Raw genomic sequence first — 21,674 nt, forward strand, 5'->3', positions numbered from 1 at the left:
GACGCGAGGAACAAGCTGGCGCACACGCGTGCGTCGGAGCACACACGAACGACGCGCTGAATGCCGTCGTGGAGGTCACGGCCGCGCTGGTGCTGCTGAATTCGCTGCACGAGCTTGGCGTTCCCGACGACTCCCTCGTTCAGTCGATCACGCGTCACAGTTCATTCCGGTACGCGGGTCGGCTCGCATACGAATACTTTCAGACGCCGACGTCAGGCGACGAAAGCGGGCTCTAGATGGTGCCCTCAGTCTCGCCCTCCAGAGCGACAGCATGCTCTGGTGGTCGGTGTGGGTGTATTCGGCATCTACTCCGAGCTTTTCGAGGGCGGTGCGCTGCGCGGTCAGGTCCTGTTCGTAGGTCGAGACTCGCGCGTATCCGATGAGTAGTGCATTCATGCCCGAAATTTCGTCCGCAGGAGCGGCATGCACAAGCCGATCTTGTCTGACCACGCGTCGCGACGCGAGGTCCACGTGGCTCGGCCCGTCCCGCGCACTACCAACGGGATAGAGTGCCGCGCAGGGGAGGCCCATGCTTGTTGGTGGTATGGCTGCGCACACGTGAGCGTCGCGGAGATCGCCGCCACTGTGGCGCTCGTCGCCGGCGGGTTCACGGTGGGGCTGATCGCGATCCTCCACGTACTCGAGCCCGAGTATGACCCGTCCTGGCGGATGATCAGCGAGTACTCCCTCGGGCGGCACGGGTGGGTCATGCGCTTCGCCTTCGTCACGATGGCCATAGGCCTCTCGGCGACGGGCGTCGCCTTGTGGCCGTTCGGCGGCGCGTGGGCGATCGGCCTCGCAGCCGTGGCCCTCGGCGCGCTCGGTGCCGCGTTCATCGACGCCGATCCGATCATGACTCCGCGCGCTGATGCCACGCCAGTGGGCAGGGCGCACACGGTGCTGGGTGTGGTGTTGTTGGCCGGCTTTCCCCCTGCCGCGCTGCTCGCGGGGGTCGGGGTGGGGCCCGCGCTTGGCTGGACGTTGGTGATCTGTTCCGTTGTTCCGTTGGCCGGACTGGTGTGGTTCCTCATCGCCGCTGCCCCCGCCCACGGGCAAGGCGGCTCGCCAAAGATCCGAATCGGATGGCCCGACAGGTTCTGCCTTCTCGCCTACCTGGCATGGGTGGTGCTCGCCGCTATCAGCGTTCTTTCCGTCTTGTGACGCGAGAGCGTCGCGCAGCAGGGCCAGCCGGCGTGAGCCTGTGTCGCGGTGGAGATTTGCGGGAGGACTCATGCCACTGGCTCTACCGCGCCTCATGACTGAGCGGCCGGTCAACGCGACTGTCTGAGTCGGGCGAGCGGATCCCTGACCGGGCTTTGATCAAGGGGCCGCACCCGTTGACGCGCTCTGGCTGGGACTCGGGATGCTGCTGTTCGGCGCTGGCGTATATGCGCTGTGCCTGCAACGACCTTCCGTGAAGGGCTGACGGTCAGGGGAATCCGCCACACCGATGGGAGAGCTCACGGCTCTTGCCAGTCGACTCGTCAAGCCCGTTGCGCAGGAACTCCTGCACCTGACCGTGCTGCGCACCGAGCGACTCTCGCCGCACTGGATGCGAATTGCCCTCCGCGGCGGCGATATCCCCAGGGTGTAGCTGGTCTGGAGTGGCGTCGCTCGGTCGAGCCGCGCCCGCAGGGGGTTACGACGTCGTGGGGAAAGGATCGTCGGCGAGCCGGATGGTGCGGAACCCTCGCGTTTCGAGGCGGGCACGGTTTGCCTCATTCAGTCTCAGCAGCGCGAGTGCGATGCCGGATGCTCCGACCTGATGGCCAACTTCTGCCTTGAGTGTTCCTATCGGGAGGACATGCGACCGGGGCCGCGTCGACTAACCGCATGGGGGAGTACGCCACTGCTTGATCCCTCGACGGGCCACGCGGGAGGGCGCGACCGCGTGATCCCCAGAGATGCCCCTACAAGACAACAACAACCAACAGACAGCGCTGTAGCGAGAGGACATTCTTGGCGAGACGCATGCATCTCGCCAAGAATGTAGACATTTCAACGTACCGGTGGTGGGATTCGAACCCACACGCCCTTTCGGACAAAGCATTTTGAGTGCTCCGCGTCTGCCATTCCGCCACACCGGCTCCGGCACGTCCGCGAACGACCATACCGTAGGATTCAAGGGTGACTGAGGAAGAGCAGGCGACCGGTTCACCGGCATCCACGCCCCGACGAGTTGTCGTTGCGGAGGACGAGTCGTTGATCCGGCTCGACATCGTCGAGATCCTTCGGGACAACGGCTTCGATGTCGTCGGCGAAGCCGGCGACGGTGAGACGGCTGTTCAGCTGGCCACCGAGCTGCGACCCGACCTGGTCATCATGGACGTGAAGATGCCGCACCTGGACGGCATCTCGGCCGCCGAGAAGCTCAGCAAGAACCACATCGCGCCCGTCGTCCTCCTGACCGCCTTCAGCCAGAAGGAGCTGGTCGAGCGTGCCAGCGAAGCCGGCGCGCTGGCCTACGTGGTCAAGCCGTTCACACCGAACGACCTGCTGCCCGCCATCGAGATCGCGCTGGCCCGGTACGAACAGATCATCACGCTCGAGGCCGAAGTCGCCGACATGGTTGAGCGCTTCGAGACCCGCAAGCTCGTGGACCGCGCGAAGGGCCTGCTGAACGAGAAGATGGGCCTGTCCGAGCCCGAGGCCTTCCGCTGGATCCAGAAGGCGTCGATGGATCGGCGTCTGACGATGCAGGACGTCGCCAAGGCGATCATCGAGCAGCTGGCGCCCAAGAAGGGCTGACCCGCCGCGACAGCGCAGATCAGACCGGCGGTGCGCTCTTGATCATGTTGGTGATCCGGACGGTGGACAGCCGTCGTCCCTGATCGTCGCTGACGGCGATCTCGTGCACCGTCAGGCTCCGACCGAGATGGATGGGCGTGCACACTCCGGTGACCAGCCCGGACGCGGCGGAACGCGTGTGGGTCGCGTTGATGTCGACGCCGAGCGCGAGTCGGCCCGGTCCAGCGTGGAGGTTCGCGGCCATCGATCCGAGCGACTCCGCCAGGACCACGTACGCGCCGCCGTGCATGAGGCCGATCGGCTGGGTGTTGCCTTCGACCGGCAGCGTCGCGACGCACCGATCGACCGAGAATTCCAGGAACTCCATGCCCATCTTCTGGGCCAGGGCTCCGATTCCACGCTGGGCGGCCCGGGCCGATCGCTGGGTGTCTGCAACAGGCTGGTCGGTCATCGCTCGCCTTCGGGCACTCGTCGGATTGCTGTCCTCCGCCCTGACTAGGCTGTCAGGGTGACGGACTCCGCAAAGCCTACCTTCCTGATCGTGGACGGCCATTCGCTGGCATACCGGGCGTTCTTCGCACTCCCCGTCGACAATTTCACCACCAAAGACGGCCAGCACACGAACGGGATCTACGGGTTCCTGGCGATGCTGATCAACCTCATCAAGGCGGAACGACCCACCCATCTGGCGGTGGCGTTCGACACGTCCCGCCAGTCCTTCCGCTCCCGCGAGTACCCCGAGTACAAGGCGAACCGCTCCGAGACGCCCAGCGAGTTCAAGGGGCAGATCCCGCTCCTGCAGGACTGCCTGGCCGCGATGAGCATCACGGTGCTGCAGAAGGAGGACATCGAGGCCGATGACATCCTGGCGACGCTCGCCACGCAGGGCGCGGAGCTGGGCTACAACGTGCTGGTGTGCTCCGGAGACCGCGACACCATCCAGCTCGTCGACGACGACATCACGCTGCTGTACCCGAATGTCCAGGGCGTCTCCCAGCTGAAGCGCTACGACACCGCAGCCGTGATCGAGCGCTACGGCGTGCGTCCGGAGCAGTATCCGGACATCGCGGCGCTGGTCGGCGAGACCAGCGACAACCTGCCCGGTGTGCCCAAGGTCGGCGAGAAGACGGCGGTGAAGTGGCTCGGGCAATACGGCTCGCTCGACGCGCTGCTCGAGAACGCAGACAAGGTCACCGGCGTCGTGGGCAACAACCTCCGCGAGCACATCGAGGACGTGCGGCGCAATCGCCAGCTGAACCGGCTGCTGCGCGACGTCGAGCTCCCGGTCACCCCCGCCGAACTCGCTGCCCGGCCGATGGACGCCCAGGCGGTGCGCGACATCTTCGCCCGCCTCGAGTTCCGCACCCTGCTCCCGCGCGTCTTCGACGCCGCCGGGATCGATGAGGCGACGAGCACCGCGACGGCGCCGGCGCCGGTCGTCATGCCCGCCCCGGCGCAGCTGCCCGCACCCGAGCTGGCGGCGTGGGCTGCGGATGCCGCCGGCGAGGTGGGCGTGACCCTCGTCCTGGAGGGCGGACTGCCACGTCGCGTCGGGCTGGCCACCGCGGACGCGGTCGTCGAAGCCGATTGGACGGCCGACGTCGCCGCCGAGCTCGGCCCGTGGCTGTCCGGTGACTCGCCCAAGGTCCTCAGCGACGCCAAGCCTCAGGTCAAGGCGCTCCGCCGGGTCGGCATCCGCATCGGCGGGCTCGCGTTCGACACATCCATCGCGGGGTGGCTGCTTCGCCCCAGCTTCCCCGACAAGACCCTGTCGGATCTGGTGGACCGCTACCTGGGCGAGAAGCTGCCGGAAGCCGACCCGACCCAGCTCGTTCCCGAGACCGAGGGTGCAACGCCCGGACAGCTGTCCTGGTTCACGCTGCGTGTCGCCGACGCCCTGCGGGTGGAGCTTCCGGCCGGCGTGCAAGCTGTACTCGCCGACATCGAGCTGCCGACGCTGCTGACACTGGCCGACATGGAACTGGCCGGCGTGGCCGTCTCGCACGCGAAGCTCTCCGACTTCGCCGCCGATCTGACCCGCCGCGCGGACGCGATCGCGCTGGACGCGTACGCCGCGATCGGCCGGGAGGTCAACCTCGGCTCTCCGAAGCAGCTGCAGGAGGTCCTGTTCGAGGAGCTGCAACTGCCCAAGACGCGCAAGACGAAGACCGGCTACTCCACGGATGCCGCGGTGCTCGCGGACCTGCAGGAGTCCAACCCGCACCCCTTCCTGGACCTGCTGCTGCAGCATCGCGAAGCGACCAAGCTGCGGCAGATCATCGAATCGCTGGACAGCGCCATCGGGCCCGATCACCGCGTCCGGACGACCTACGTGCAGACCGGCAGCCAGACCGGGCGGCTCTCCAGCACCGACCCGAACCTGCAGAACATCCCGGTCCGCACGGAGGAGAGCCGCCGCATCCGGGCCGCCTTCGAGGTCGGCGAGGGGTACGAGACGCTGCTGACGGCGGACTACTCCCAGATCGAGATGCGCATCATGGCGCACCTGTCGGAGGACCCCGGCCTGGTCGAAGCGTTCAATTCCGGGGAAGACCTGCACCGATTCGTGGGTGCACGGGTGTTCGGGGTCAGCCCCGAGGACGTCACTCCGGCGATGCGCACGAAGGTGAAGGCGATGTCATACGGCCTGGTCTACGGCCTGTCCGCCTTCGGTCTGTCCAAGCAGCTGCGGATCGAGCAGGCCGAGGCCAAGCAGCTGATGATGGAGTACTTCAACCGGTTCGGCGCGGTACGCGACTACCTGCGCTCGTCCGTGGAGCAGGCGAAGATCGACGGGTACACCGAGACCATCTTCGGCCGCCGTCGCCCGTTCCCTGATCTGTCCAGCCCCAACCGGGTGCTGCGCGAGAACGCCGAGCGCGCCGCGCTGAACGCGCCCATCCAGGGCAGCGCCGCGGACATCATGAAGATCGCGCTGTTCCACATCCACGACGAATTCTCGGCCGCTCAGCTGCGCTCCCGCGTGCTCATGCAGATCCACGACGAGCTCGTCGTCGAGGTGGCCCCGGGGGAGTGGGATGCCGCGGAGCGGATCGTCCGCGAGCGCATGGGCGACGCGGCCAGCCTGACCGTACCGCTGGATGTCCAGATCGGCCGTGGGGCGGACTGGAACGAAGCGGGTCACTAGTCCGCTTGGTCGCCCGCTGCTCCTTGCCTAGGCTCGGAGGCATGACAGATGCACCACGCACCCCCACGCCGATCGACACGATCGCCGATGCCTGGGTCGACACTCTGGCCGAGCAGATGCCCACGGTGGCCACGTACATCGGGCGCACCGAGTACAACGACCGGTACGGCGACTACACGCCCGAGGGCGCGGAGCGGCTGATCGCCGACGCCCGCCGCACCCTGAGCGCGCTCGATGCCGCCACCGCGGTGGACGACATCGATGTCGTCACCAAGGAGGACCTCAGCCGCGAGCTGCGCCTGGAGCTGGATCTGCACGAAGCGAAGTGGAATCTCCGCGACCTGAACGTGATCGCCTCCCCGGTGCAGGACATCCGCTCCGTCCTGGACCTGATGCCCACCGACACCGCGGAGGACTGGTCCGTCGTCGCCACCCGCCTCAAGGCTCTGCCGGCCGCGATCCAGGGCTACATCACCACGCTGCGCGAGGGGATCGCGCAGGGCACCGTCCCCGCCCGCCGCCAGGTCGTGGAGGTCATCACGCAGATCGCCCGCTACACCGACGACGGGGGGTTCTTCGCCACGTTCGCCGGCGAAGCCGCCCCCGCGGAAGGTCAGCTGCCCACGTCCCTCTCGCGTGCACTGTCCGAAAACGCCGACGCCGCCCGCGTGGCGTACGACGGGCTGGCCGAGTTCCTCGGCACGGAGCTCGCCCCGGTCGCCGCAGACAAGGATGCCGTCGGACGAGACCTGTACGCTCTTCAGTCCCGGCGGTTCCTGGGAGCGACGATCGATCTGGACGAGACCTATGACTGGGGCGTCCAAGAGCTTGCCCGGATGGTGGCCGAGCAGGAGTCGATCGCCGATCAGATCCGTTCCGGCGCGTCCGTCGAAGAAGCCGTCGCCTTTCTCGACGAGGACGCCTCGCACAAACTGCACGGCACGGCGGAACTCCAGCGCTGGATGCAGGAGACCAGCGATCGGGCGATCGCCGAGCTGGGCAGGACCCACTTCGACATCCCCGAGCCGATCCGTCGGCTGGAGTGCATGATCGCACCCACCAAGGAAGGCGGGATCTACTACACCGGACCCACCGACGACTTCTCGCGGCCCGGACGCATGTGGTGGTCCGTGCCGGAAGGCGTCGAGGAGTTCGACACCTGGCGTGAGCTGACCACCGTTTACCACGAGGGCGTCCCAGGCCACCACCTGCAGATCGCGCAGGCCGTGTACAACCGGTCGCAGCTGAACTCGTGGCGCCGCCTGCTGGCCGGAACATCCGGCCATGCCGAAGGCTGGGCGCTGTACGCGGAACGCCTGATGGAGCAACTCGGCTATCTGGAGGACCCGGCAGACCGGCTCGGGATGCTGGACGGGCAGCGCATGCGGGCCGCCAGGGTGGTTCTGGACATCGGTGTCCACCTCGAGAAGCCCCGCCCGGACGGGCGAGGCACGTGGGATGCCGACTACGCACTGGCGTTCATGCGCCGCAACGTCAACATGTCGGATGAGTTCGTCCAATTCGAGGTCAACCGGTATCTCGGCTGGCCGGGGCAAGCCCCCGCCTACAAGGTGGGTCAGCGGATCTGGGAGCAGATCCGCGACGACGCCAAGGCGGCGCAGGGCGACGCGTTCGACATCAAGACGTTCCACAAGCGCGCCCTGGACGTGGGTGGCGTCGGCCTGGACACCCTCCGCTCAGCGCTGTCCGGCTGAATCGGCTCACTCTGGGGCGGGGAGGTCGCGGGACAGGAGTCGCGCGACCTCCCCGTCGCCGGTCTGGGTGAAGTCGGTGTAGAACTGCCCCACGGCCCAGAAGTCCCGAACCGGGTGCAGGCAGATGAAGTCGTCCACGACGTCGGGATCGGGGAGCCATCTGGCCGGCGCGACCGGCACCGCCAGGATGATCCGGGCGGGACCGTGCGCGCGCAGAGCCGTGCATGCCGCCATCGCGGTGGCTCCGGTGGCGATCCCGTCATCCACCACTATCGCGGTCCTGCCGCTCACGGAGGGGAGGGATGCCGCGAACAATCCGGTCCGGCGTTCCAGCTCGACGCGCTCCGACTTCTCGACCGAGGCGAGCTGCTCGGGTGTCACACCGCCATGGCGCACGGCATCCGGATTGAGGATCCTCACGCCGTCGGCGATTGCCCCCACGGCGTACTCCTCCTGGTGGGGAGCGCCCAGTTTGCGCACGACCGCGGCGGCAAGCGGAAGACCGCACACCCGCGCGACCTCGGCGGCCACCACCACCCCGCCGCGGGGGATGCCGAACACGATCGCCCGCGGATCGGCCACCGACTCGAGCGCGGCCGCGAGCTGCCTGCCGGCATCCGCGCGATCGTGGAACCTCTTCACGCGCACACCCTACGCGCGCCCGCTCCGGACGGTATGGGAATGCGCGCCGGCGGGGCAGCGTTCCTATGCATGCGAATGGAAAGGACGTGCGGGGTATGACCTTTGTCGATCCGACTGAAATCCACCTGGGACTGGACACGTTCGGAGACGTGACGCGGGACGCGTCCGGCGAGTTGCTCAGCGACGCGCAGACGATCCGCAACGTCGTGGACCAGGCGGTGCTCGCCGACGACGTCGGCCTCGCGTTCTTCGGAGTGGGCGAGCATCACCGACCCGAGTTCGCCATCTCCAGCCCTGAGATCGTCCTTGCCGCCGCTGCCGCCCGCACGACGCGCATTCACCTGGGGACGGCGGTGACCGTGCTGTCCTCGGACGATCCGGTGCGCGTATACGAGCGCTTCGCCACACTCGACGCCGTCTCCCACGGACGCGCCGAGGTGATCCTCGGACGCGGATCCTTCATCGAATCCTTCCCCCTGTTCGGCTACGACCTGCGCGACTACGAGGCGCTGTTCGAGGAGAAGCTGGATTTGTTCTCGCAGCTTCTCACCGAGAAGCCGGTGACGTGGCAGGGTTCGATGCGGGCACCGCTGACCGCCGCGGACGTCTTCCCGAAGACCGAGCACGGCCTCACGGCCTGGGTCGGCGTGGGCGGCACTCCGGAGTCCGTCGTCCGGGCGGCTCGCTACGGATACGGGCTGATGCTGGCGATCGTCGGCGGGCCTGCCGCGCGCTTCCGTCCGTTCGTGGACCTGTACCACCGTTCGCTCGACTCCTTCGGGCGCGATCGGCTCCCGATCGGAGTGCACTCTCCAGGCCACATCGCCGAGACGGACCAGCAGGCGTGGGAAGAGGCCTACGAGGGCTTCGAGTCGATGAACAACACCATCGGCCGGGAACGGGGATGGCCGCCGTACAGCCGGATGCGCTTCCAGCACGACGTCGGTCCGGAGGGGGCGCTGTACGTGGGCTCACCCGAGACGGTCGCACGGAAGATCGCCGACACCGTGCGGGCGCTGCGCAGCACCCGGTTCGACATGAAGTTCTCCACCGGCACCCTCTCGCACGAGAAGATGATGCGCTCGATCGAGCTGTACGGCACCCGCGTGCGACCGCTGGTGCGCGACCTGCTGTCCTGAGCAGTGACGGGAAGGCCGCGGCATCCGTAGCATGACTGCATGACGGATGCTCCCGCCCGGACCTTCCCGCTCTCGGAGCGACTCGACCGGCTGCCCTTCACCCGCCGGCACCTGCGCGTGCTGACCGGTTCCGGGGTCGGCTGGGCACTGGATGCGATGGATGTCGGGCTCATCTCCTTCGTGATCGCCGCGTTGGCGGTGCAATGGCAGCTGCAGCCCGGCGAGACGGCCTGGATCGCCTCGATCGGATTCGTCGGAATGGCGATCGGTGCCAGCCTGGGCGGTCTGCTGGCGGATCGGTTCGGGCGCCGGCAGGTGTTCGCCGTCACGCTGCTGGTCTACGGCGTCGCCACGGGCGCCAGCGCCCTGGTCGGCGGGCTTGCGGCGCTGCTGGTCCTGCGCTTCCTGGTCGGTCTCGGTCTCGGTGCGGAGCTGCCGGTCGCCTCCACCTATGTCAGCGAGTTCGCGCCGGCCCGCATCCGCGGTCGGCTGATCGTCATCCTGGAAGCGTTCTGGGCGGTCGGCTGGACGGCGGCGGCGCTGATCGGCTTCCTGGTGATCCCGGGCTCGGACGACGGCTGGCGCTGGGCGTTCGCGTTCGGGGCGCTGCCGGCCGCGTACGCCCTCATCGTGCGCTGGGGCTTGCCCGAGTCCGCTCGCTGGCTGGCCCGCCGCGGTCGTCATGCCGAAGCCGACGCCGTCGTCCGCTCGTTCGAGACGGCCGCGGGTGTGACGCCACCGGCCGTCCTGGACGTGCAGCCCGATGAGCCGCCGCCGGCGGCGCTGTCCTCGCGAGAGCGCCTGACCGCCCTGTGGGCGCGCGAGTTCCGTCTGCGCACAGCCTGTCTGTGGGTGGTGTGGTTCTGCGTCAACTTCTCGTATTACGGGGCCTTCATCTGGATCCCCTCGATCCTCGTCTCGCAGGGATACGACCTCGTGCGCTCCTTCGGGTTCACGCTCATCATCACGCTCGCGCAACTGCCCGGATATGCGGTGGCGGCATGGCTGATCGAAGTGTGGGGACGCCGCCTGACGCTGTCCGTGTTCCTCATCGGATCGGCGGCGGCAGCCGTGGTGTTCGGCACTGCGACGGGCGAGGCGATGGTCATCGGCGCGGGGATGGCGCTGTCCTTCTTCAACCTCGGTGCGTGGGGAGCGCTGTACGCCGTGACGCCGGAGATGTACCCGACCTCGCTGCGTGGCACGGGGTCGGGATGGGCTGCCGGCGTGGGCAGGATCGCGTCCATCATCGCTCCGCTCAGCGTGCCGGTCCTGCTCGCGTCGGGTGGTGCGCCGCTGCTGTTCGTGGTCTTCGCGGCCTTCTTCGCGATCGCTGCGGGGGCCGCGTGGGGCCTCGTGGACCGCCGGGGACTCGCTCTGGACGATCGGTGAGGATCTTGCTCGGCCGGCGGCCGCCGGGATCGGACTGCGTGCGCGCCTAGGCTGGGGGAGTGACATCCGTTCGCTACGTCGCCATCGGCGATTCCTTCACCGAGGGAGTCGGCGACGAACTCCCGGACGGTCACGTCCGAGGCTGGGCGGATCTGGTCGCCGCGGGCTGGGCCGATGCCACAGCGGCACCGATCGAGTACGCCAACCTGGCGATTCGCGGCAAGCTCGCCTGGCCGATCGTCGCGGAACAGCTGGAACCGGCTCTCGCCCTGCGACCGACGCATCTGTCCTTCAACGGCGGCGGGAACGACATGATCCGGCCGCGCACCTCCATCGCACACGTCGTGGACGCGTTCAGCCGGGTGATCGAGCGCTGCGACGAGGAGGGGGTGCAGCTGCTGCTGCTGTCCGGCGCGAATCCGTCGGCGCAACTGCCGCTGAGCAGGCTCATCCAGCGGCGCGGAGATCTCCTCTCCCAGGCGGTCAGTGCCCGCATCGTCGATCGCCCGGATATCGTCCGTGCCTTCAACTGGCCGGATCGCGAGCTGTCCACGCCCGCCTACTGGTCCGAGGATCGGCTGCACATGAATTCCCGCGGTCATCACCGGGTCGCCGCGCGCGTGCTGACCGCCCTGGGGATGGAGCCGCCACCGGAGTGGTGGTCGCTGCCCCCGCTGCCGCCGGGCGCGCGCATGCGCGGCTCCTCCTACTATCGAGAGCACCTCGGACCGTGGGTGCAGCGCAGGCTCACCGGCACCTCCTCGGGCGACGGCCGGGTGGCGAAGTATCCGGATTTCGTCGTGATCGAGCCGTCAGGCTCCTGAGCGCACCGAGTAGACGAGCTCCGCGAACTGGCCGGACGCGCGCGCGGATTCGAGTGTCAGCCGATCGGACTCCAGGCGGCGGGGAAGCAAGGGCTTGCCGGAGGTCAGTGTGACGGGTGCGACCGAGACCCGGATCTGGTCGAGGTGACCGGCGTCCGCGAACTGACCGACCAGGTCGCCGCCCCCGACCAGCCAGACATCCCGCTCGCCCGCGGCGGCGCACAGTTCATCCCAGAGCGCGCCGACATCACCCGCCCGGAAGCGGATGTCGGCGCCGGGTATCTCTGGCAGCGACCGGGTGGAGAGCACGAACGCGGCGACGTCACGGTGTCCCCACTTCTCCGGGTTTTCGGTCAGATCGTCGTGGCGCAGGATCCATTCGTACGTCGTCGAGCCCATCACCAGCGCGCCGACGCCGGCGAGGAATCCCGCGAAGTCCGACTCGGCCTCGGCCGCCCCGGACACCGCGAACAGCCAGGACAACGAGTCCTGATCGTCCGCCAAGAAGCCGTTGAGGGTGGTTGCGGTGTTGTAGACGACGCGCGGCATGGCGCCACGATAACCGGGACGGCGGACAGCCGACAGGCCGGGTAACCCGTGTCAACCCCTTGCCGCGGGAGAACCGCCTCGGCCAGTGTGTTATCGCTGGGACGCGCCGCGTCCATCGGAAAGGAAGTGCCATGAGCATCGGAGCAGGAGTCGTCCTCTTCGTCATCGGAGCGATCCTCGCGTTCGCCGTGAACGTCGAACTCGAATGGATCAACCTCGATCTGATCGGGTACATCCTCATGGGCGCGGGGGTGCTGGTCTTCATCGTCGGCATCATCCTGCTCATGCGCAAGCGCTCGAGCGAGACGGTGACCCGCACAGCGGTCGACCCGGCCGCGAACGAGCGCGTCACCCGTCAGTCCACCAGCTCCACCGACGATACGATCTGAGTCCGCAGCATCTGAGAGCCGCGGGGGGCCCGGGCCGGAGCGCCGTTTCGCCTCCGCCCCGGGCTCTCGCCGTATCCGGTGGCGTTCCGGTGACCGAGCTGTTCGGGCCGGGTCCGCACGAGCCGCAGCTGGGCCACGAGTACCAGTTCCATCTGGACCTGCCGGAAGCGCAGGAGGCGCTGACCCGCACGATCGCCTGGCTGGAGGACACGACGACCGGGCAGTGATCGGCGCCGCTCGGCTCTGCGGCGCTGTGGCGAGGCAAGGGCTGACCTGCTACTTTGGCGCCACCCCATCGATCGGCACCACTCCACCCGCGGATCAGGAGAGAAGCGACGGATATGGCCACGGAGCGCGTCGCCTCGGTGGATGCGCGGCGGGTGCGGCGCGTTCATGCGGTGCTGGTGCTGCTGTCCTTCTCGGCCGGAGCTGCCGACGCGTTCGCGTTCCTCGCTCTCGGCGGGATCTTCACGGCGAACATGACCGGCAATCTGGTGCTGATCGGCATGTTCAGCCGTCCCGAGTTCGCGCAGACCCTCGTGACGGCACTCATCGCGATCGTCTCTTTCGTGGGCGTGCTGTACGCGGCTTTTCGGCTCACTGTCCCGACGGGCGCACTGCCGGTAACGCAACGGCACACGCTGCGGCGTCTCGTGCTGCCCTCGCTGGTGCTGCAGACCCTCGTCGTCGCGATCTGGGCGGCGCTGCGCGGTGACGTCGGCATGGTGGAGCGCTGCATCGTGATCAGCCTGTCCGCCGCGGCGCTGGCGCTGCAGACGGTGGCTGCCAAGAAACTCTCCGACATCGAGGGGGTCACCACGACCTACGTGACCGGCACGCTCACCACCACGATGCACGATCTCGCGGTCCGCAGCGCGCACGGGCAGGGACTGCGCGTGCTGTCCGTCGTGGCGCTGCCGGTCGGCGCGGTATCCGCCACCGCCGCGTTGCTGCTGGCCGCCGAGCTGTGCCCGGTGGTGGCATGGTTGCCCGCCGTCGCCGCGGCGATTCTGCTTCTGTCCACATCGAGACCGTAGGTAGGACCGCGCTGACGCTGTGCGCCGATGATGGAGCACGGGCCCGACCACCTGAACGAGTGAGCCGGACGGGGGAGCGGCATCCGCGCCGACCCCAGGTCGGTTACCATTCGGGGATGACGAAACCGGCACCGATCGAAGACGTCCCGATCGGCGGCGACGTCATCCGCCTCGGGCAGTTCCTGAAGTTCGCGGGGATTCTCGACTCCGGTGGAGACGTGAAAGAGGCCATCATCGACGGCTACGTGAGCGTGAACGGCGAGGTCGATCGACGTCGCGGGCGCCAGCTGAAGCTCGGCGACATCGTCAGGTTCGAAGGGCGTCAGGTCCGGGTCTGCCCCTGATTGCTGTGCGGGGGAGGATGCGCAACTTTACTTGTGGGTTAATTAACCTGCGGGTATAGTACCGGTATGTCCGTCGCTCACCTGGATGCAACGTTCCTGGCCCTCGCCGACCCCACCCGGCGGGCGATCATCGGCCGCCTGAGCGAAGGAGATGCGACGGTGAACGAACTGGCTGAGCCGTTCGCGATGTCTCTTCCGGCGGTCTCCAAGCACATCAAGGTGCTGGAGCGGTGCGGGTTGGTGACCCGGTCACGACGCGCTCAGTTCCGTCCTTGTCGCCTGAACGTTTCCGCCCTCGCGGAGGCAGAGAGCTGGATCCAAGAGAGTCGCCGGGTGTGGTCGGACCGGTTCGATCAGCTCGACGAGCACCTTCGCGATCTGCAAGCCGGGGGAGAGGCCGCGCGATGAGCAGCCTTCCGGCTGAGTCGCGGCGTCCGGCATCCGCTGGCGACGTGACCATCTCCCGCACCTTCGATGCTCCCAGGGAATTGGTGTTCCGGTGCATGATCGATCCGCAGCACCTCACGCATTTCTGGGGACCGAGAGGGACGAGCGCGCCGATGGAGGGCATCGTCGTCGACGCCCGACCGGGCGGTGCCTTCGAGACCACGATGGTCAACGACGCCGACGGCAGCTCCTACTGCATGCGCGCGGTCTTCCGCGAGGTGGCCGAACCGGAACGGCTGGTGTGGGCCGACATCGATTCGGGCATGGTCACGACCGCGCTGTTCATCGACACAGGGGACGGACGCACGAACGTCCACATCCGTCAGACGCTCGTCCCGCCACATGCGATGACGGAGGATGCGCGGGCGGGTTTCCTCAGTTCGCTGGACCGTTTCAACGCCTATGCGCGCGCCCTCGCATCACCAGCTGAGGAGGACAGATGAGTGCCGTGCAGTCGGCAGACGGCACATCGATCCGGTTCGACCAGTCCGGATCCGGTTCGCCGCTGGTGCTCGTCCTGGGCGCCTTCAACACCAGGTCCGCCGGTGCGTCGCTGGCCGCGCACCTCGCGCAGCGGTTCATGGTCTTCAACTACGACCGACGCGGACGCGGACAGAGCGGGGACACCGCGCCGTACGAGATCCAGCGTGAGATCGAGGATCTCGCCGCGCTGATCGCTGCAGCGGGCGGAGAATCGGCCGTGTTCGGGTACTCGTCCGGAGCGATCCTCGCTCTCGCCGCCGCCGAGCACGGCCTTCCCATCACCGGCCTTGCGCTGTACGAGCCGCCCTTCCCCCTGACGGGCAGGAGCCGCGATTTCTTCACCCGGAGCGCGGGGGAGATCCGGGCGCTCATCGCTGAGGGGCGGCCGGATGCCGCGGTGGAACTCTTCCAGATCCGCATCGTCGGCATACCGCCGGAGGTGGTCGCGCAGATCCGCCACGCGCCCTTCTGGCCCGAGCTGGTCCGGATCGCACCGACCCTGGAATACGAGGTTCTTCTTCTCGCCTCCGACCCGGACCTGCCCGGGAGAGTCGGCATCCCCACTCTGGTGGTGGCGGGATCAGACAGTCCGTCTGTCCTCACCGACGCCGCCGAGAAACTCAGCCGCCGACTTGCGCACGGTTCATATCGGGAGCTCGCCGGTCGCAGCCACGACATCGACGCTGATGCACTCGGCCCCGTCGTCACCGAATTCCTCGCGCGGTGACCGGACCGTGCCGGCGGGGCCGTCGCGGTGTGAGATCGAATAGGGGAACACCGCTGCATTCCTTTGAGCTGACATAATGTGCATTATCGGCAATCGGTCGCTCGGCCTCGTTCCGGTGCGGACGTGGCGGTCGAGCCCATCCTCTCGGGCCGAATTCGCGCTTGATCGACCCTCGGGATCTGCGGGTTGCGATACGGACACGCCGCGTTCGTGGACGCCGCGAGTTCACCCGCCGGGTCTAAGCTGAGCCGCACCTCACAGGAATCTCCCAGAAAGGGATGCCTCATGTCCACAGAATTCGCGCCGGAAAGATCGCTCGTCAACGGCATCCGCACCGCCCTCGGCATCAGCGGCGTCCTGTCCCTGATCGTCGGAATCCTCATCCTGGCCTGGCCGGACAAGACCGCGATGGTCGTCACCGCGATCATCGCGATCTATGCGATCGCTGCCGGCCTGGTATACGCCGGCCTCGGGATCTTCTCGAAGACCCGAGGCGGCTGGTCGCGAGTCGGCCACATCGCCCTGGGCGTGCTGTTCGTCATCGCCGGTATCGTCGCGTTCCTGAACCTGGGAGGAGCGACGGCATGGCTCGCGCTGTTCCTGGGCTTCCTCGTCGGCATCATGTGGATCGTCGAGGGCATCGTCGCGCTGTCCACGCTGGATATGGCCGCATCCAAGGGCTGGACGGTCTTCTTCGCGATCATCAGCATCATCGCCGGCATCGTGCTGTTCTTCTCCCCGATCTGGGGCGCCCTGGTGCTGTGGTGGCTGCTGGGCATCTCCCTGATCGTGCTCGGCGTCATCCAGATCATTCGCGCCTTCACCTTCGCCAGCAAGGACATCTAGTCCGGCATCACGACAGAGCGCCCCGGGATCCCGGGGCGCTCTGTCGTCTCAGTCGTCAGGGACGATCGGTGACCGGCAGCTTCCGCCGCCACCAGTCCAGCACCGCCTCGAAGCGCTCGACGCGGTGGCGCGGCTGGCCGGCGCGCGTGAGCTCGTGATCCTCCCCGGGGAAGACCAGCAGCTCGGCCTCGGTCCCCTGTCGTTTCAGCGCCGAGTAGTACCTGGTCGCCTGTTCCAGCGGGCAGCGGAAGTCCAGTTCGGAGTGCAGGACGAGAGTGGGTGTCCTCACCTCGCCCACCACCGCCATCGGACTCTGCCGGGCGATCGCGTCCGCCTCGGTTCCGACGTATTCGTCTCCGAAGAAGGAGCCGATGTCGCTGGTCCCCTGGAACGAGACGGGGTCCAGGAAACCCCGCTCCACGATGGCCCCCGCGAAGCGGTGGTCGTGGGCGATCACCCAGGCGGTGAGGTAGCCGCCGTACGAGCCGCCCATGATTCCGACGCGTTCGCGGTCCAGCCGCGCGTCCTGCGCTGTGGCTCCGTCCAGGAAGTCGATGACGTCCGCGAAGTCGACGGTGCCCATCGCCCCGCGGATGCTGCGGCCGTGCTCGCTCCCATAGCCCGCTGAGCCCCGCGGGTTGCAGTACACGACCGCGTAACCGGCATCCACCAGCACCTGCGTCTCATCGAAGAGGTGGATGCCGTATGCGGCGTACGGTCCCCCGTGGATCTGCAGAAGAACCGGGAAGGGTCCTTCTCCCGCAGGCTGGGCGACCCAGCCGTGGATCGGATAGCCGTCCCTGCCCGTGATGGTCAGTTCGCGCGGTGTGACGACCGGCACCGCGTTGCCGAAGGACGTCAGCGCGCGGGTGTGTCCGCCCTCCACCAGCAGCAGTTCCCCCAGTGCCTCCGGGGTCGCGACGGCGGCCACGACCCGCTCCCCCGCGGCCGCGGATCCGAGGACCTCGACGTCGCCGCCGAGCACTTCTGTGCTCACGCCGTCGCGGGTCACACGCAGCAGACGGACGCGCCCGCGGGTGCGGTCCTGCACGAGGAAGTCCTCGCCCACCGGGCTGATGACGCTGCCCACCTCACCCAGGTCGATCGTCTCGGGATCCGTCAGCCGACGTGGGCCGTCCGGCTCGAGCAGCCACAGCGACGTGGCGGCTGCGACGAAGTCCGTTCCGGACTCCCCCACGTCCGCGGCCAGCACGGCGATCATCCCGTCCTCGGCGACGGCCACCTCGGAGATCGAGAGCGCGGCGGTCCGGTCGATGAGCTCGCGCTCCCCCGAGCCGTCGGCGCGCACGGCGATCAGGCGCGAGCGAAGATCCCGGTGGTCCGATTCGATCTCGTCCAGAACCGTCAGCACCTCGTCGTCGCGGAACACTGCGCCGGTCCGGGATGCCGCCCCGTGCGTGAGCTGAACGGGCTCGGCGGGGATGACCTTCTTCTCCGGCTTGTCTGCGCCGTCCGGCAGCGCGGCGGGTGCGGGTTCGTAGAAGGGCTCGGCGTCCACGGCCGGGACCGGTACGACGAACAGCTGCGCGGGCCGGTCGGCGAGGTACCCCAGGCCGTTGGAGTGCCAGCGCACCCCGGTGATGCGACGCGGCGCCTCGGCCGAGGACTCCAGGCCGTCGACGCTCCCGTACCGACCGTGCTCGGGAACGCGCGCGGAGAAGGCGAGGGTGGCGCCGTCGCCGGACCAGTCGAATGCGTCCACCCCGAGCGGGGCAGCCGTCACCTGCACCGGCTCACCGCCGCGGGCGTCCACCACGTGGAGCTGCGCCTTGCCTCGGTCATCTCCGCGCAGGAACGCGATCCGCGCCCCATCGGGGGACAGCTGTGGCGACCGGTCCGCGGTGCCGCGCGTGAGACGGCGTGCCTGGCCGTCCGGCAGATCCACGCGCCACAGCTGGCCGACGGCACGGTTGGCGGTCAGATCGGGCCGCGATGTCGCAAAGACGGCGAACGATCCGTCCGGGGCGAGGTCAGGCCGGCCGACCGACATGAGCTTCTCGATGTCTGCGGGTCCCATGCTCACTCCCCCTCGAACGACGTGGTGTCCCCGACCAGGCGCGTGTTGGCCGGCGGGATCGGATCGACCGCGGCATGGGCCACCTCGGCCGCGAACTCGCCGACGTTGTAGAGCTTGCCGGCCGATTCCCGGCGCGAGGCGATCGCGCCGGGGTTGGCCCGTTCGAGCAGCGTGGCGGTGATGGTTCCTTCGATCATGTCGCCGGAGACGACGACGAATCCGATCCCGCGGGCCTCCAGCTCGGGGATGCGCTCACGCAGCGCGTCTTCCCCCGCCCGTTTGGACAGGGCGACCGGGACGTACTCCGGCATGGTGGGCGTGGTCCGGATGAAGTGCGCCTGGTGGCTCGTGACGAACACGACCCGCGACCCGTCCGAGAGCAGCGGAAGCGCGGCGTCCAGAACCTGCAGCTGCGCGTCCCGGTTGAGTCGGAGCGCGTACTCCTCCCCCATCCCGGACTCCATGCCTCCGGAGGCATTCAGCACGAGGATGTCCAGGGAGCCGAAGGCCTGCTCCACCTCGGAGAACATCGCCTGCACCGACTCGGCATCCGTGAGATCGGCGCCCACCACCAGAACCTCGACGCCCGACTCGCGCAGCTGCGCAGCGAGCTTCTCCGCCCGGGGCGCCTTGTTGCGGTAGTTGATGACGACATTCGCGCCGGCCTGCGCGAAATAGCGGGCCGTGTCGGCCCCGATTCCCCGCGACGAGCCGGTCACGAGTGCTGTCTTCCCGCTCAGTGAGCCGGGGGCGAGAGGGATGAGGGGGTCGGTCACGGGAGACTCCAGGAGGGTGCGAAAGCGCTGATCGGGCGGATGCCGCGGCCTCCGCGCGCGGTGCGCGGGCGCCCCTCGACCCTACCAATCGGGGCGCCGCCGGGCGGGCCCGGTTCGGCCTGGAGTGGAGGCCCGCATGATAGGTTCGAGCGACAGGGAGGCATGCCGTGGAGTTCATCCAGACCATCGAACAATTCGCCTGGATCGGGTGGCTCGTCCTGATCCTGGTGTTCCTCGTGATCGAGATGCTGACCCTCGACTTCACCTTCCTGATGCTCAGCATCGGCGGCATCGCGGGGCTGGGTTCGGACCTCATCGGCGCACCAGTCTGGCTGCAGGTGATCATCGCCGCTGTCGTCGCGGCGGTGCTGGTGCTGCTTTTGCGGCCGCCGCTCCTGCGCCGCCTGCGCCGCGGTGAGGATCCCACACCGACCAACGTGGCCGCGCTGGTGGGACTGTCCGGACAGGTGCTCTCGACGGTGACACCGCACGGCGGTCAGGTGAAACTCGCGAACGGCGACACGTGGACCGCCCGCCCCGACCGCGGAGCCGAGCTGGAGCCGGGCACGGTCATCCGTGTCAGCCGAATCGACGGCGCCACCGCGTACGTCCGCCCCCAGGAAGAGGAACCGACCGCATGACCCCCGAGAGCTTCATCCCGACGGCCATCGGCTGGCTGCTGGCCATCGCGGTATTCATCTTCGTTCTGGTCGTCATCGTCCGCTCGATCCGAATCATCCCGCAGGCCACGGCCGGAGTCGTCGAGCGCCTCGGGCGCTATCACAAGACGCTGATGCCGGGCCTGAACATCCTGGTGCCGTTCATCGACCGCGTCCGTCCCCTCATCGACATGCGCGAGCAGGTGGTGTCCTTCCCGCCGCAGCCGGTGATCACCGAGGACAACCTGGTCGTCTCGATCGACACGGTGATCTACTTCCAGGTGACCGACCCCCGCGCGGCGACCTACGAGATCCGCAACTATCTGGGCGCTGTCGAGCAGCTGACCACCACCACCCTGCGCAACGTGGTCGGTGGGCTCAACCTGGAGGAGGCGCTCACCAGCCGCGACGAGATCAACGGTCAGCTGAGAATCGTGCTGGACGAAGCCACCGGCAAGTGGGGCATCCGCGTCGGCCGTGTCGAGCTGAAGGCCATCGACCCGCCGGTGAGCATCCAGGACTCGATGGAGAAGCAGATGCGCGCCGAACGTGACCGGCGAGCTCTCATCCTGACCGCCGAGGGCACCAAGCAGTCCGCCATCCTCACCGCCGAAGGTGCCCGGCAGGCGGAGATCCTGCGCGCCGAAGGCGACAAGCAGGCGGCCGTTCTGCGCGCGCAGGGCGAGGCCGAAGCGATCCAGACCGTCTTCAGCGCGATCCACCTCGGCAACCCGGACGACAAGCTGCTCGCCTACCAGTACCTGCAGACGCTTCCGAAGATCGCGGACAGCGCGTCCAGCAAGCTCTGGATCATCCCGAGCGAGTTCACCGAAGCGCTCAAGGGAATGAGCACCGCCTTCGCCGGCAGCGTCGTCGAGGCCGCCGCCAAGCGGCCCACCTCCGAAGAGGAACCCGCCAGGCCCACCTCGTCGTGACGCACGGCTGGTTCGCGGGCGCCGCACGACCCCGGGTGCTCGCCCACCGCGGTCTGCTGACCGCGGCGGACGTGGCCGACGGCGTGGTCGAGAACTCTTTCGCGGCCATTGCGGCCGCGCACGCAGCAGGAGCTGAGTACATCGAATCGGACTGTCATCTCACCGCGGACGGGAGGGTCGTGCTGTTTCACGACGCCGACCTGGTCCGCGTCGCCGGCGACCGACGCCGGATCGCCGACGTCACCAGCGCTGAACTCGACTCGCTGCTGGAAGGCCGCGGGGGCATGATCACGCTCGAGCAGGCGCTCGACGCCTTTCCCGATACGCGCTTCAACCTCGACGTCAAGGCGAAGGATGCCGCGGTACAGGTCGGTCGGATCGTGGCGCCGTACGCAGACCGGGTGCTTCTGGCCAGCTTCTCCGATGTCCGTCGGCGCACCGCTCTGGCCGCGGCCACGTCGGCGGCACCCGGCACGCGACCGGCCACATCGGCCGGCAGCGCGACGATCGGGCGCGTGCTCAGCGCTCTGGCGTCCCGCTCGTCCGGGCTCGTGGCGCGAGCTCTGGCGGACGTGGATGCGCTGCAGGTGCCCGAGCGGTACCGCTCGTGGCGCATCGTCACGCCGCGGCTGATCGCAGCGGCGCACCGCCATCACGTCGAGGTCCACGTGTGGACCGTGAACGACCCCCGGGACATGCGAAGGCTCGTCTCGATGGGCGTGGACGGCCTCGTCACCGACCGCGCAGACCTCGCCCTGGAGGTCCTCCAGGGCGACAATCCCCCACCCACCCACCCCTGAGCATCCTGCCCTGAGCATCGTCTGTGAATGACGCTG

The 21,674-nt window shown here is 68.2% G+C and carries 23 protein-coding genes and 1 tRNA gene; 18 read left to right on the forward strand and 6 right to left on the reverse strand.

What is annotated here, in order from left to right:
• The first annotated feature begins 558 nt into the window (after nucleotides 1–558).
• A complete protein-coding gene (locus tag QNO12_RS09035; RefSeq protein ID WP_257502578.1) occupies nucleotides 559–1,161 on the forward strand; it encodes a DUF998 domain-containing protein in 603 nt (200 codons plus the stop codon).
• Between the two features lie 843 nt (nucleotides 1,162–2,004).
• Here the strand turns inward: QNO12_RS09035 and QNO12_RS09040 are convergent.
• A tRNA-Leu gene (locus QNO12_RS09040) sits at nucleotides 2,005–2,087 on the reverse strand.
• Between the two features lie 40 nt (nucleotides 2,088–2,127).
• On the opposite strand from QNO12_RS09040, the gene QNO12_RS09045 reads away from it, so the two are divergent.
• Nucleotides 2,128–2,748, forward strand: coding sequence for an ANTAR domain-containing response regulator (locus QNO12_RS09045; protein WP_257502577.1), 621 nt, complete (start codon nucleotides 2,128–2,130; stop codon nucleotides 2,746–2,748).
• A gap of 19 nt (nucleotides 2,749–2,767) precedes the next feature.
• On the opposite strand, the gene QNO12_RS09050 is transcribed toward QNO12_RS09045, so the two are convergent.
• Nucleotides 2,768–3,199: a PaaI family thioesterase gene (locus QNO12_RS09050; RefSeq protein WP_257502576.1), complete on the reverse strand. Its 432-nt coding sequence runs from the start codon at nucleotides 3,197–3,199 to the stop codon at nucleotides 2,768–2,770.
• 57 nt (nucleotides 3,200–3,256) lie between these two features.
• Between QNO12_RS09050 and polA the strand changes: the two genes are divergently transcribed.
• Nucleotides 3,257–5,896, forward strand: a complete 2,640-nt coding sequence (gene polA, locus QNO12_RS09055; protein WP_257502575.1) for a DNA polymerase I — start codon at nucleotides 3,257–3,259, stop codon at nucleotides 5,894–5,896.
• A gap of 41 nt (nucleotides 5,897–5,937) precedes the next feature.
• Entirely contained in the window at nucleotides 5,938–7,611 is a 1,674-nt protein-coding gene (locus tag QNO12_RS09060; RefSeq protein WP_257502574.1) for a DUF885 domain-containing protein, read from the forward strand.
• Between the two features lie 6 nt (nucleotides 7,612–7,617).
• Here the strand turns inward: QNO12_RS09060 and QNO12_RS09065 are convergent, their stop codons facing one another.
• Nucleotides 7,618–8,253, reverse strand: a complete 636-nt coding sequence (locus QNO12_RS09065; RefSeq protein WP_257502573.1) for a phosphoribosyltransferase — start codon at nucleotides 8,251–8,253, stop codon at nucleotides 7,618–7,620.
• A gap of 95 nt (nucleotides 8,254–8,348) precedes the next feature.
• Between QNO12_RS09065 and QNO12_RS09070 the strand changes: the two genes are divergently transcribed.
• Genes QNO12_RS09070 through QNO12_RS09080 form a run of 3 tightly spaced genes read left to right on the forward strand, consistent with a single transcriptional unit; the run spans nucleotide 8,349 to nucleotide 11,608 of the window.
• Nucleotides 8,349–9,392, forward strand: coding sequence for an LLM class flavin-dependent oxidoreductase (locus tag QNO12_RS09070; protein ID WP_257502572.1), 1,044 nt, complete (start codon nucleotides 8,349–8,351; stop codon nucleotides 9,390–9,392).
• Nucleotides 9,393–9,431: 39 nt separating this feature from the next.
• Nucleotides 9,432–10,784 carry an MFS transporter gene (locus QNO12_RS09075; RefSeq protein ID WP_257502571.1) on the forward strand — a complete coding sequence of 451 codons (1,353 nt, stop codon included), beginning with the start codon at nucleotides 9,432–9,434 and terminating at the stop codon, nucleotides 10,782–10,784.
• A gap of 59 nt (nucleotides 10,785–10,843) precedes the next feature.
• Nucleotides 10,844–11,608 carry an SGNH/GDSL hydrolase family protein gene (locus tag QNO12_RS09080; protein WP_257502570.1) on the forward strand — a complete coding sequence of 255 codons (765 nt, stop codon included), beginning with the start codon at nucleotides 10,844–10,846 and terminating at the stop codon, nucleotides 11,606–11,608.
• Here the strand turns inward: QNO12_RS09080 and QNO12_RS09085 are convergent.
• The gene (locus QNO12_RS09085) at nucleotides 11,597–12,157 is read right to left on the reverse strand and encodes a dihydrofolate reductase family protein (protein ID WP_257502568.1); all 561 of its coding nucleotides are present in this window, start codon (nucleotides 12,155–12,157) and stop codon (nucleotides 11,597–11,599) included. The genes QNO12_RS09080 and QNO12_RS09085 overlap by 12 nt on opposite strands.
• A 131-nt stretch (nucleotides 12,158–12,288) precedes the next feature.
• On the opposite strand from QNO12_RS09085, the gene QNO12_RS09090 reads away from it, so the two are divergent.
• From QNO12_RS09090 to QNO12_RS09125, 8 genes are all read left to right on the forward strand, one after another.
• Nucleotides 12,289–12,546, forward strand: coding sequence for a DUF6458 family protein (locus tag QNO12_RS09090; RefSeq protein ID WP_257502567.1), 258 nt, complete (start codon nucleotides 12,289–12,291; stop codon nucleotides 12,544–12,546).
• Between the two features lie 89 nt (nucleotides 12,547–12,635).
• Nucleotides 12,636–12,773 carry a hypothetical protein gene (locus QNO12_RS09095; RefSeq protein ID WP_257502566.1) on the forward strand — a complete coding sequence of 46 codons (138 nt, stop codon included), beginning with the start codon at nucleotides 12,636–12,638 and terminating at the stop codon, nucleotides 12,771–12,773.
• 114 nt (nucleotides 12,774–12,887) lie between these two features.
• Nucleotides 12,888–13,583 carry a DUF1275 family protein gene (locus tag QNO12_RS09100; protein WP_257502565.1) on the forward strand — a complete coding sequence of 232 codons (696 nt, stop codon included), beginning with the start codon at nucleotides 12,888–12,890 and terminating at the stop codon, nucleotides 13,581–13,583.
• Between the two features lie 116 nt (nucleotides 13,584–13,699).
• The gene (locus tag QNO12_RS09105) at nucleotides 13,700–13,927 is read left to right on the forward strand and encodes an RNA-binding S4 domain-containing protein (protein WP_257502564.1); all 228 of its coding nucleotides are present in this window, start codon (nucleotides 13,700–13,702) and stop codon (nucleotides 13,925–13,927) included.
• Between the two features lie 66 nt (nucleotides 13,928–13,993).
• On the forward strand, nucleotides 13,994–14,335 hold the full coding sequence (locus QNO12_RS09110; RefSeq protein WP_257502563.1) for an ArsR/SmtB family transcription factor: 342 nt from the start codon (nucleotides 13,994–13,996) through the stop codon (nucleotides 14,333–14,335).
• Nucleotides 14,332–14,817, forward strand: coding sequence for an SRPBCC family protein (locus QNO12_RS09115; RefSeq protein ID WP_257502562.1), 486 nt, complete (start codon nucleotides 14,332–14,334; stop codon nucleotides 14,815–14,817). Before QNO12_RS09110 ends, QNO12_RS09115 begins: the two co-directional genes overlap by 4 nt.
• Entirely contained in the window at nucleotides 14,814–15,584 is a 771-nt protein-coding gene (locus tag QNO12_RS09120) for an alpha/beta fold hydrolase (RefSeq protein WP_257502561.1), read from the forward strand. Before QNO12_RS09115 ends, QNO12_RS09120 begins: the two co-directional genes overlap by 4 nt.
• Nucleotides 15,585–15,869: 285 nt before the next feature.
• The gene (locus QNO12_RS09125) at nucleotides 15,870–16,430 is read left to right on the forward strand and encodes an HdeD family acid-resistance protein (RefSeq protein ID WP_257502560.1); all 561 of its coding nucleotides are present in this window, start codon (nucleotides 15,870–15,872) and stop codon (nucleotides 16,428–16,430) included.
• 55 nt (nucleotides 16,431–16,485) lie between these two features.
• Here the strand turns inward: QNO12_RS09125 and QNO12_RS09130 are convergent, their stop codons facing one another.
• Entirely contained in the window at nucleotides 16,486–18,468 is a 1,983-nt protein-coding gene (locus tag QNO12_RS09130; RefSeq protein WP_257502559.1) for a S9 family peptidase, read from the reverse strand.
• Between the two features lie 2 nt (nucleotides 18,469–18,470).
• Nucleotides 18,471–19,244 carry an SDR family oxidoreductase gene (locus QNO12_RS09135; protein ID WP_257502558.1) on the reverse strand — a complete coding sequence of 258 codons (774 nt, stop codon included), beginning with the start codon at nucleotides 19,242–19,244 and terminating at the stop codon, nucleotides 18,471–18,473.
• Between the two features lie 167 nt (nucleotides 19,245–19,411).
• Between QNO12_RS09135 and QNO12_RS09140 the strand changes: the two genes are divergently transcribed.
• From QNO12_RS09140 to QNO12_RS09150, 3 genes are read left to right on the forward strand one after another with little or no spacing between them, the layout of a single operon-like run.
• On the forward strand, nucleotides 19,412–19,885 hold the full coding sequence (locus QNO12_RS09140; RefSeq protein ID WP_257502557.1) for an NfeD family protein: 474 nt from the start codon (nucleotides 19,412–19,414) through the stop codon (nucleotides 19,883–19,885).
• Nucleotides 19,882–20,838 carry an SPFH domain-containing protein gene (locus QNO12_RS09145; protein ID WP_257502556.1) on the forward strand — a complete coding sequence of 319 codons (957 nt, stop codon included), beginning with the start codon at nucleotides 19,882–19,884 and terminating at the stop codon, nucleotides 20,836–20,838. Before QNO12_RS09140 ends, QNO12_RS09145 begins: the two co-directional genes overlap by 4 nt.
• On the forward strand, nucleotides 20,835–21,638 hold the full coding sequence (locus QNO12_RS09150; RefSeq protein WP_257502555.1) for a glycerophosphodiester phosphodiesterase family protein: 804 nt from the start codon (nucleotides 20,835–20,837) through the stop codon (nucleotides 21,636–21,638). Before QNO12_RS09145 ends, QNO12_RS09150 begins: the two co-directional genes overlap by 4 nt.
• Nucleotides 21,639–21,674 lie beyond the last annotated feature (36 nt).

The sequence above is a fragment of the Microbacterium sp. zg-B185 genome, from assembly GCF_030246885.1.
Lineage (GTDB): Bacteria > Actinomycetota > Actinomycetes > Actinomycetales > Microbacteriaceae > Microbacterium.

What these genes read in the sequence shown, in the direction of transcription:
- QNO12_RS09050 (WP_257502576.1), bottom strand. Translation starts at nt 3,199, where the DNA reads ATGACCGACCAGCCTGTTGCAGACACCCAGCGATCGGCCCGGGCCGCC.
- QNO12_RS09060 (WP_257502574.1), top strand. Translation starts at nt 5,938, where the DNA reads ATGACAGATGCACCACGCACCCCCACGCCGATCGACACGATCGCCGAT.
- QNO12_RS09070 (WP_257502572.1), top strand. Translation starts at nt 8,349, where the DNA reads ATGACCTTTGTCGATCCGACTGAAATCCACCTGGGACTGGACACGTTC.
- QNO12_RS09075 (WP_257502571.1), top strand. Translation starts at nt 9,432, where the DNA reads ATGACGGATGCTCCCGCCCGGACCTTCCCGCTCTCGGAGCGACTCGAC.
- QNO12_RS09085 (WP_257502568.1), bottom strand. Translation starts at nt 12,157, where the DNA reads ATGCCGCGCGTCGTCTACAACACCGCAACCACCCTCAACGGCTTCTTG.
- QNO12_RS09090 (WP_257502567.1), top strand. Translation starts at nt 12,289, where the DNA reads ATGAGCATCGGAGCAGGAGTCGTCCTCTTCGTCATCGGAGCGATCCTC.
- QNO12_RS09100 (WP_257502565.1), top strand. Translation starts at nt 12,888, where the DNA reads ATGGCCACGGAGCGCGTCGCCTCGGTGGATGCGCGGCGGGTGCGGCGC.
- QNO12_RS09105 (WP_257502564.1), top strand. Translation starts at nt 13,700, where the DNA reads ATGACGAAACCGGCACCGATCGAAGACGTCCCGATCGGCGGCGACGTC.
- QNO12_RS09110 (WP_257502563.1), top strand. Translation starts at nt 13,994, where the DNA reads ATGTCCGTCGCTCACCTGGATGCAACGTTCCTGGCCCTCGCCGACCCC.
- QNO12_RS09115 (WP_257502562.1), top strand. Translation starts at nt 14,332, where the DNA reads ATGAGCAGCCTTCCGGCTGAGTCGCGGCGTCCGGCATCCGCTGGCGAC.
- QNO12_RS09120 (WP_257502561.1), top strand. Translation starts at nt 14,814, where the DNA reads ATGAGTGCCGTGCAGTCGGCAGACGGCACATCGATCCGGTTCGACCAG.
- QNO12_RS09125 (WP_257502560.1), top strand. Translation starts at nt 15,870, where the DNA reads ATGTCCACAGAATTCGCGCCGGAAAGATCGCTCGTCAACGGCATCCGC.
- QNO12_RS09130 (WP_257502559.1), bottom strand. Translation starts at nt 18,468, where the DNA reads ATGGGACCCGCAGACATCGAGAAGCTCATGTCGGTCGGCCGGCCTGAC.
- QNO12_RS09145 (WP_257502556.1), top strand. Translation starts at nt 19,882, where the DNA reads ATGACCCCCGAGAGCTTCATCCCGACGGCCATCGGCTGGCTGCTGGCC.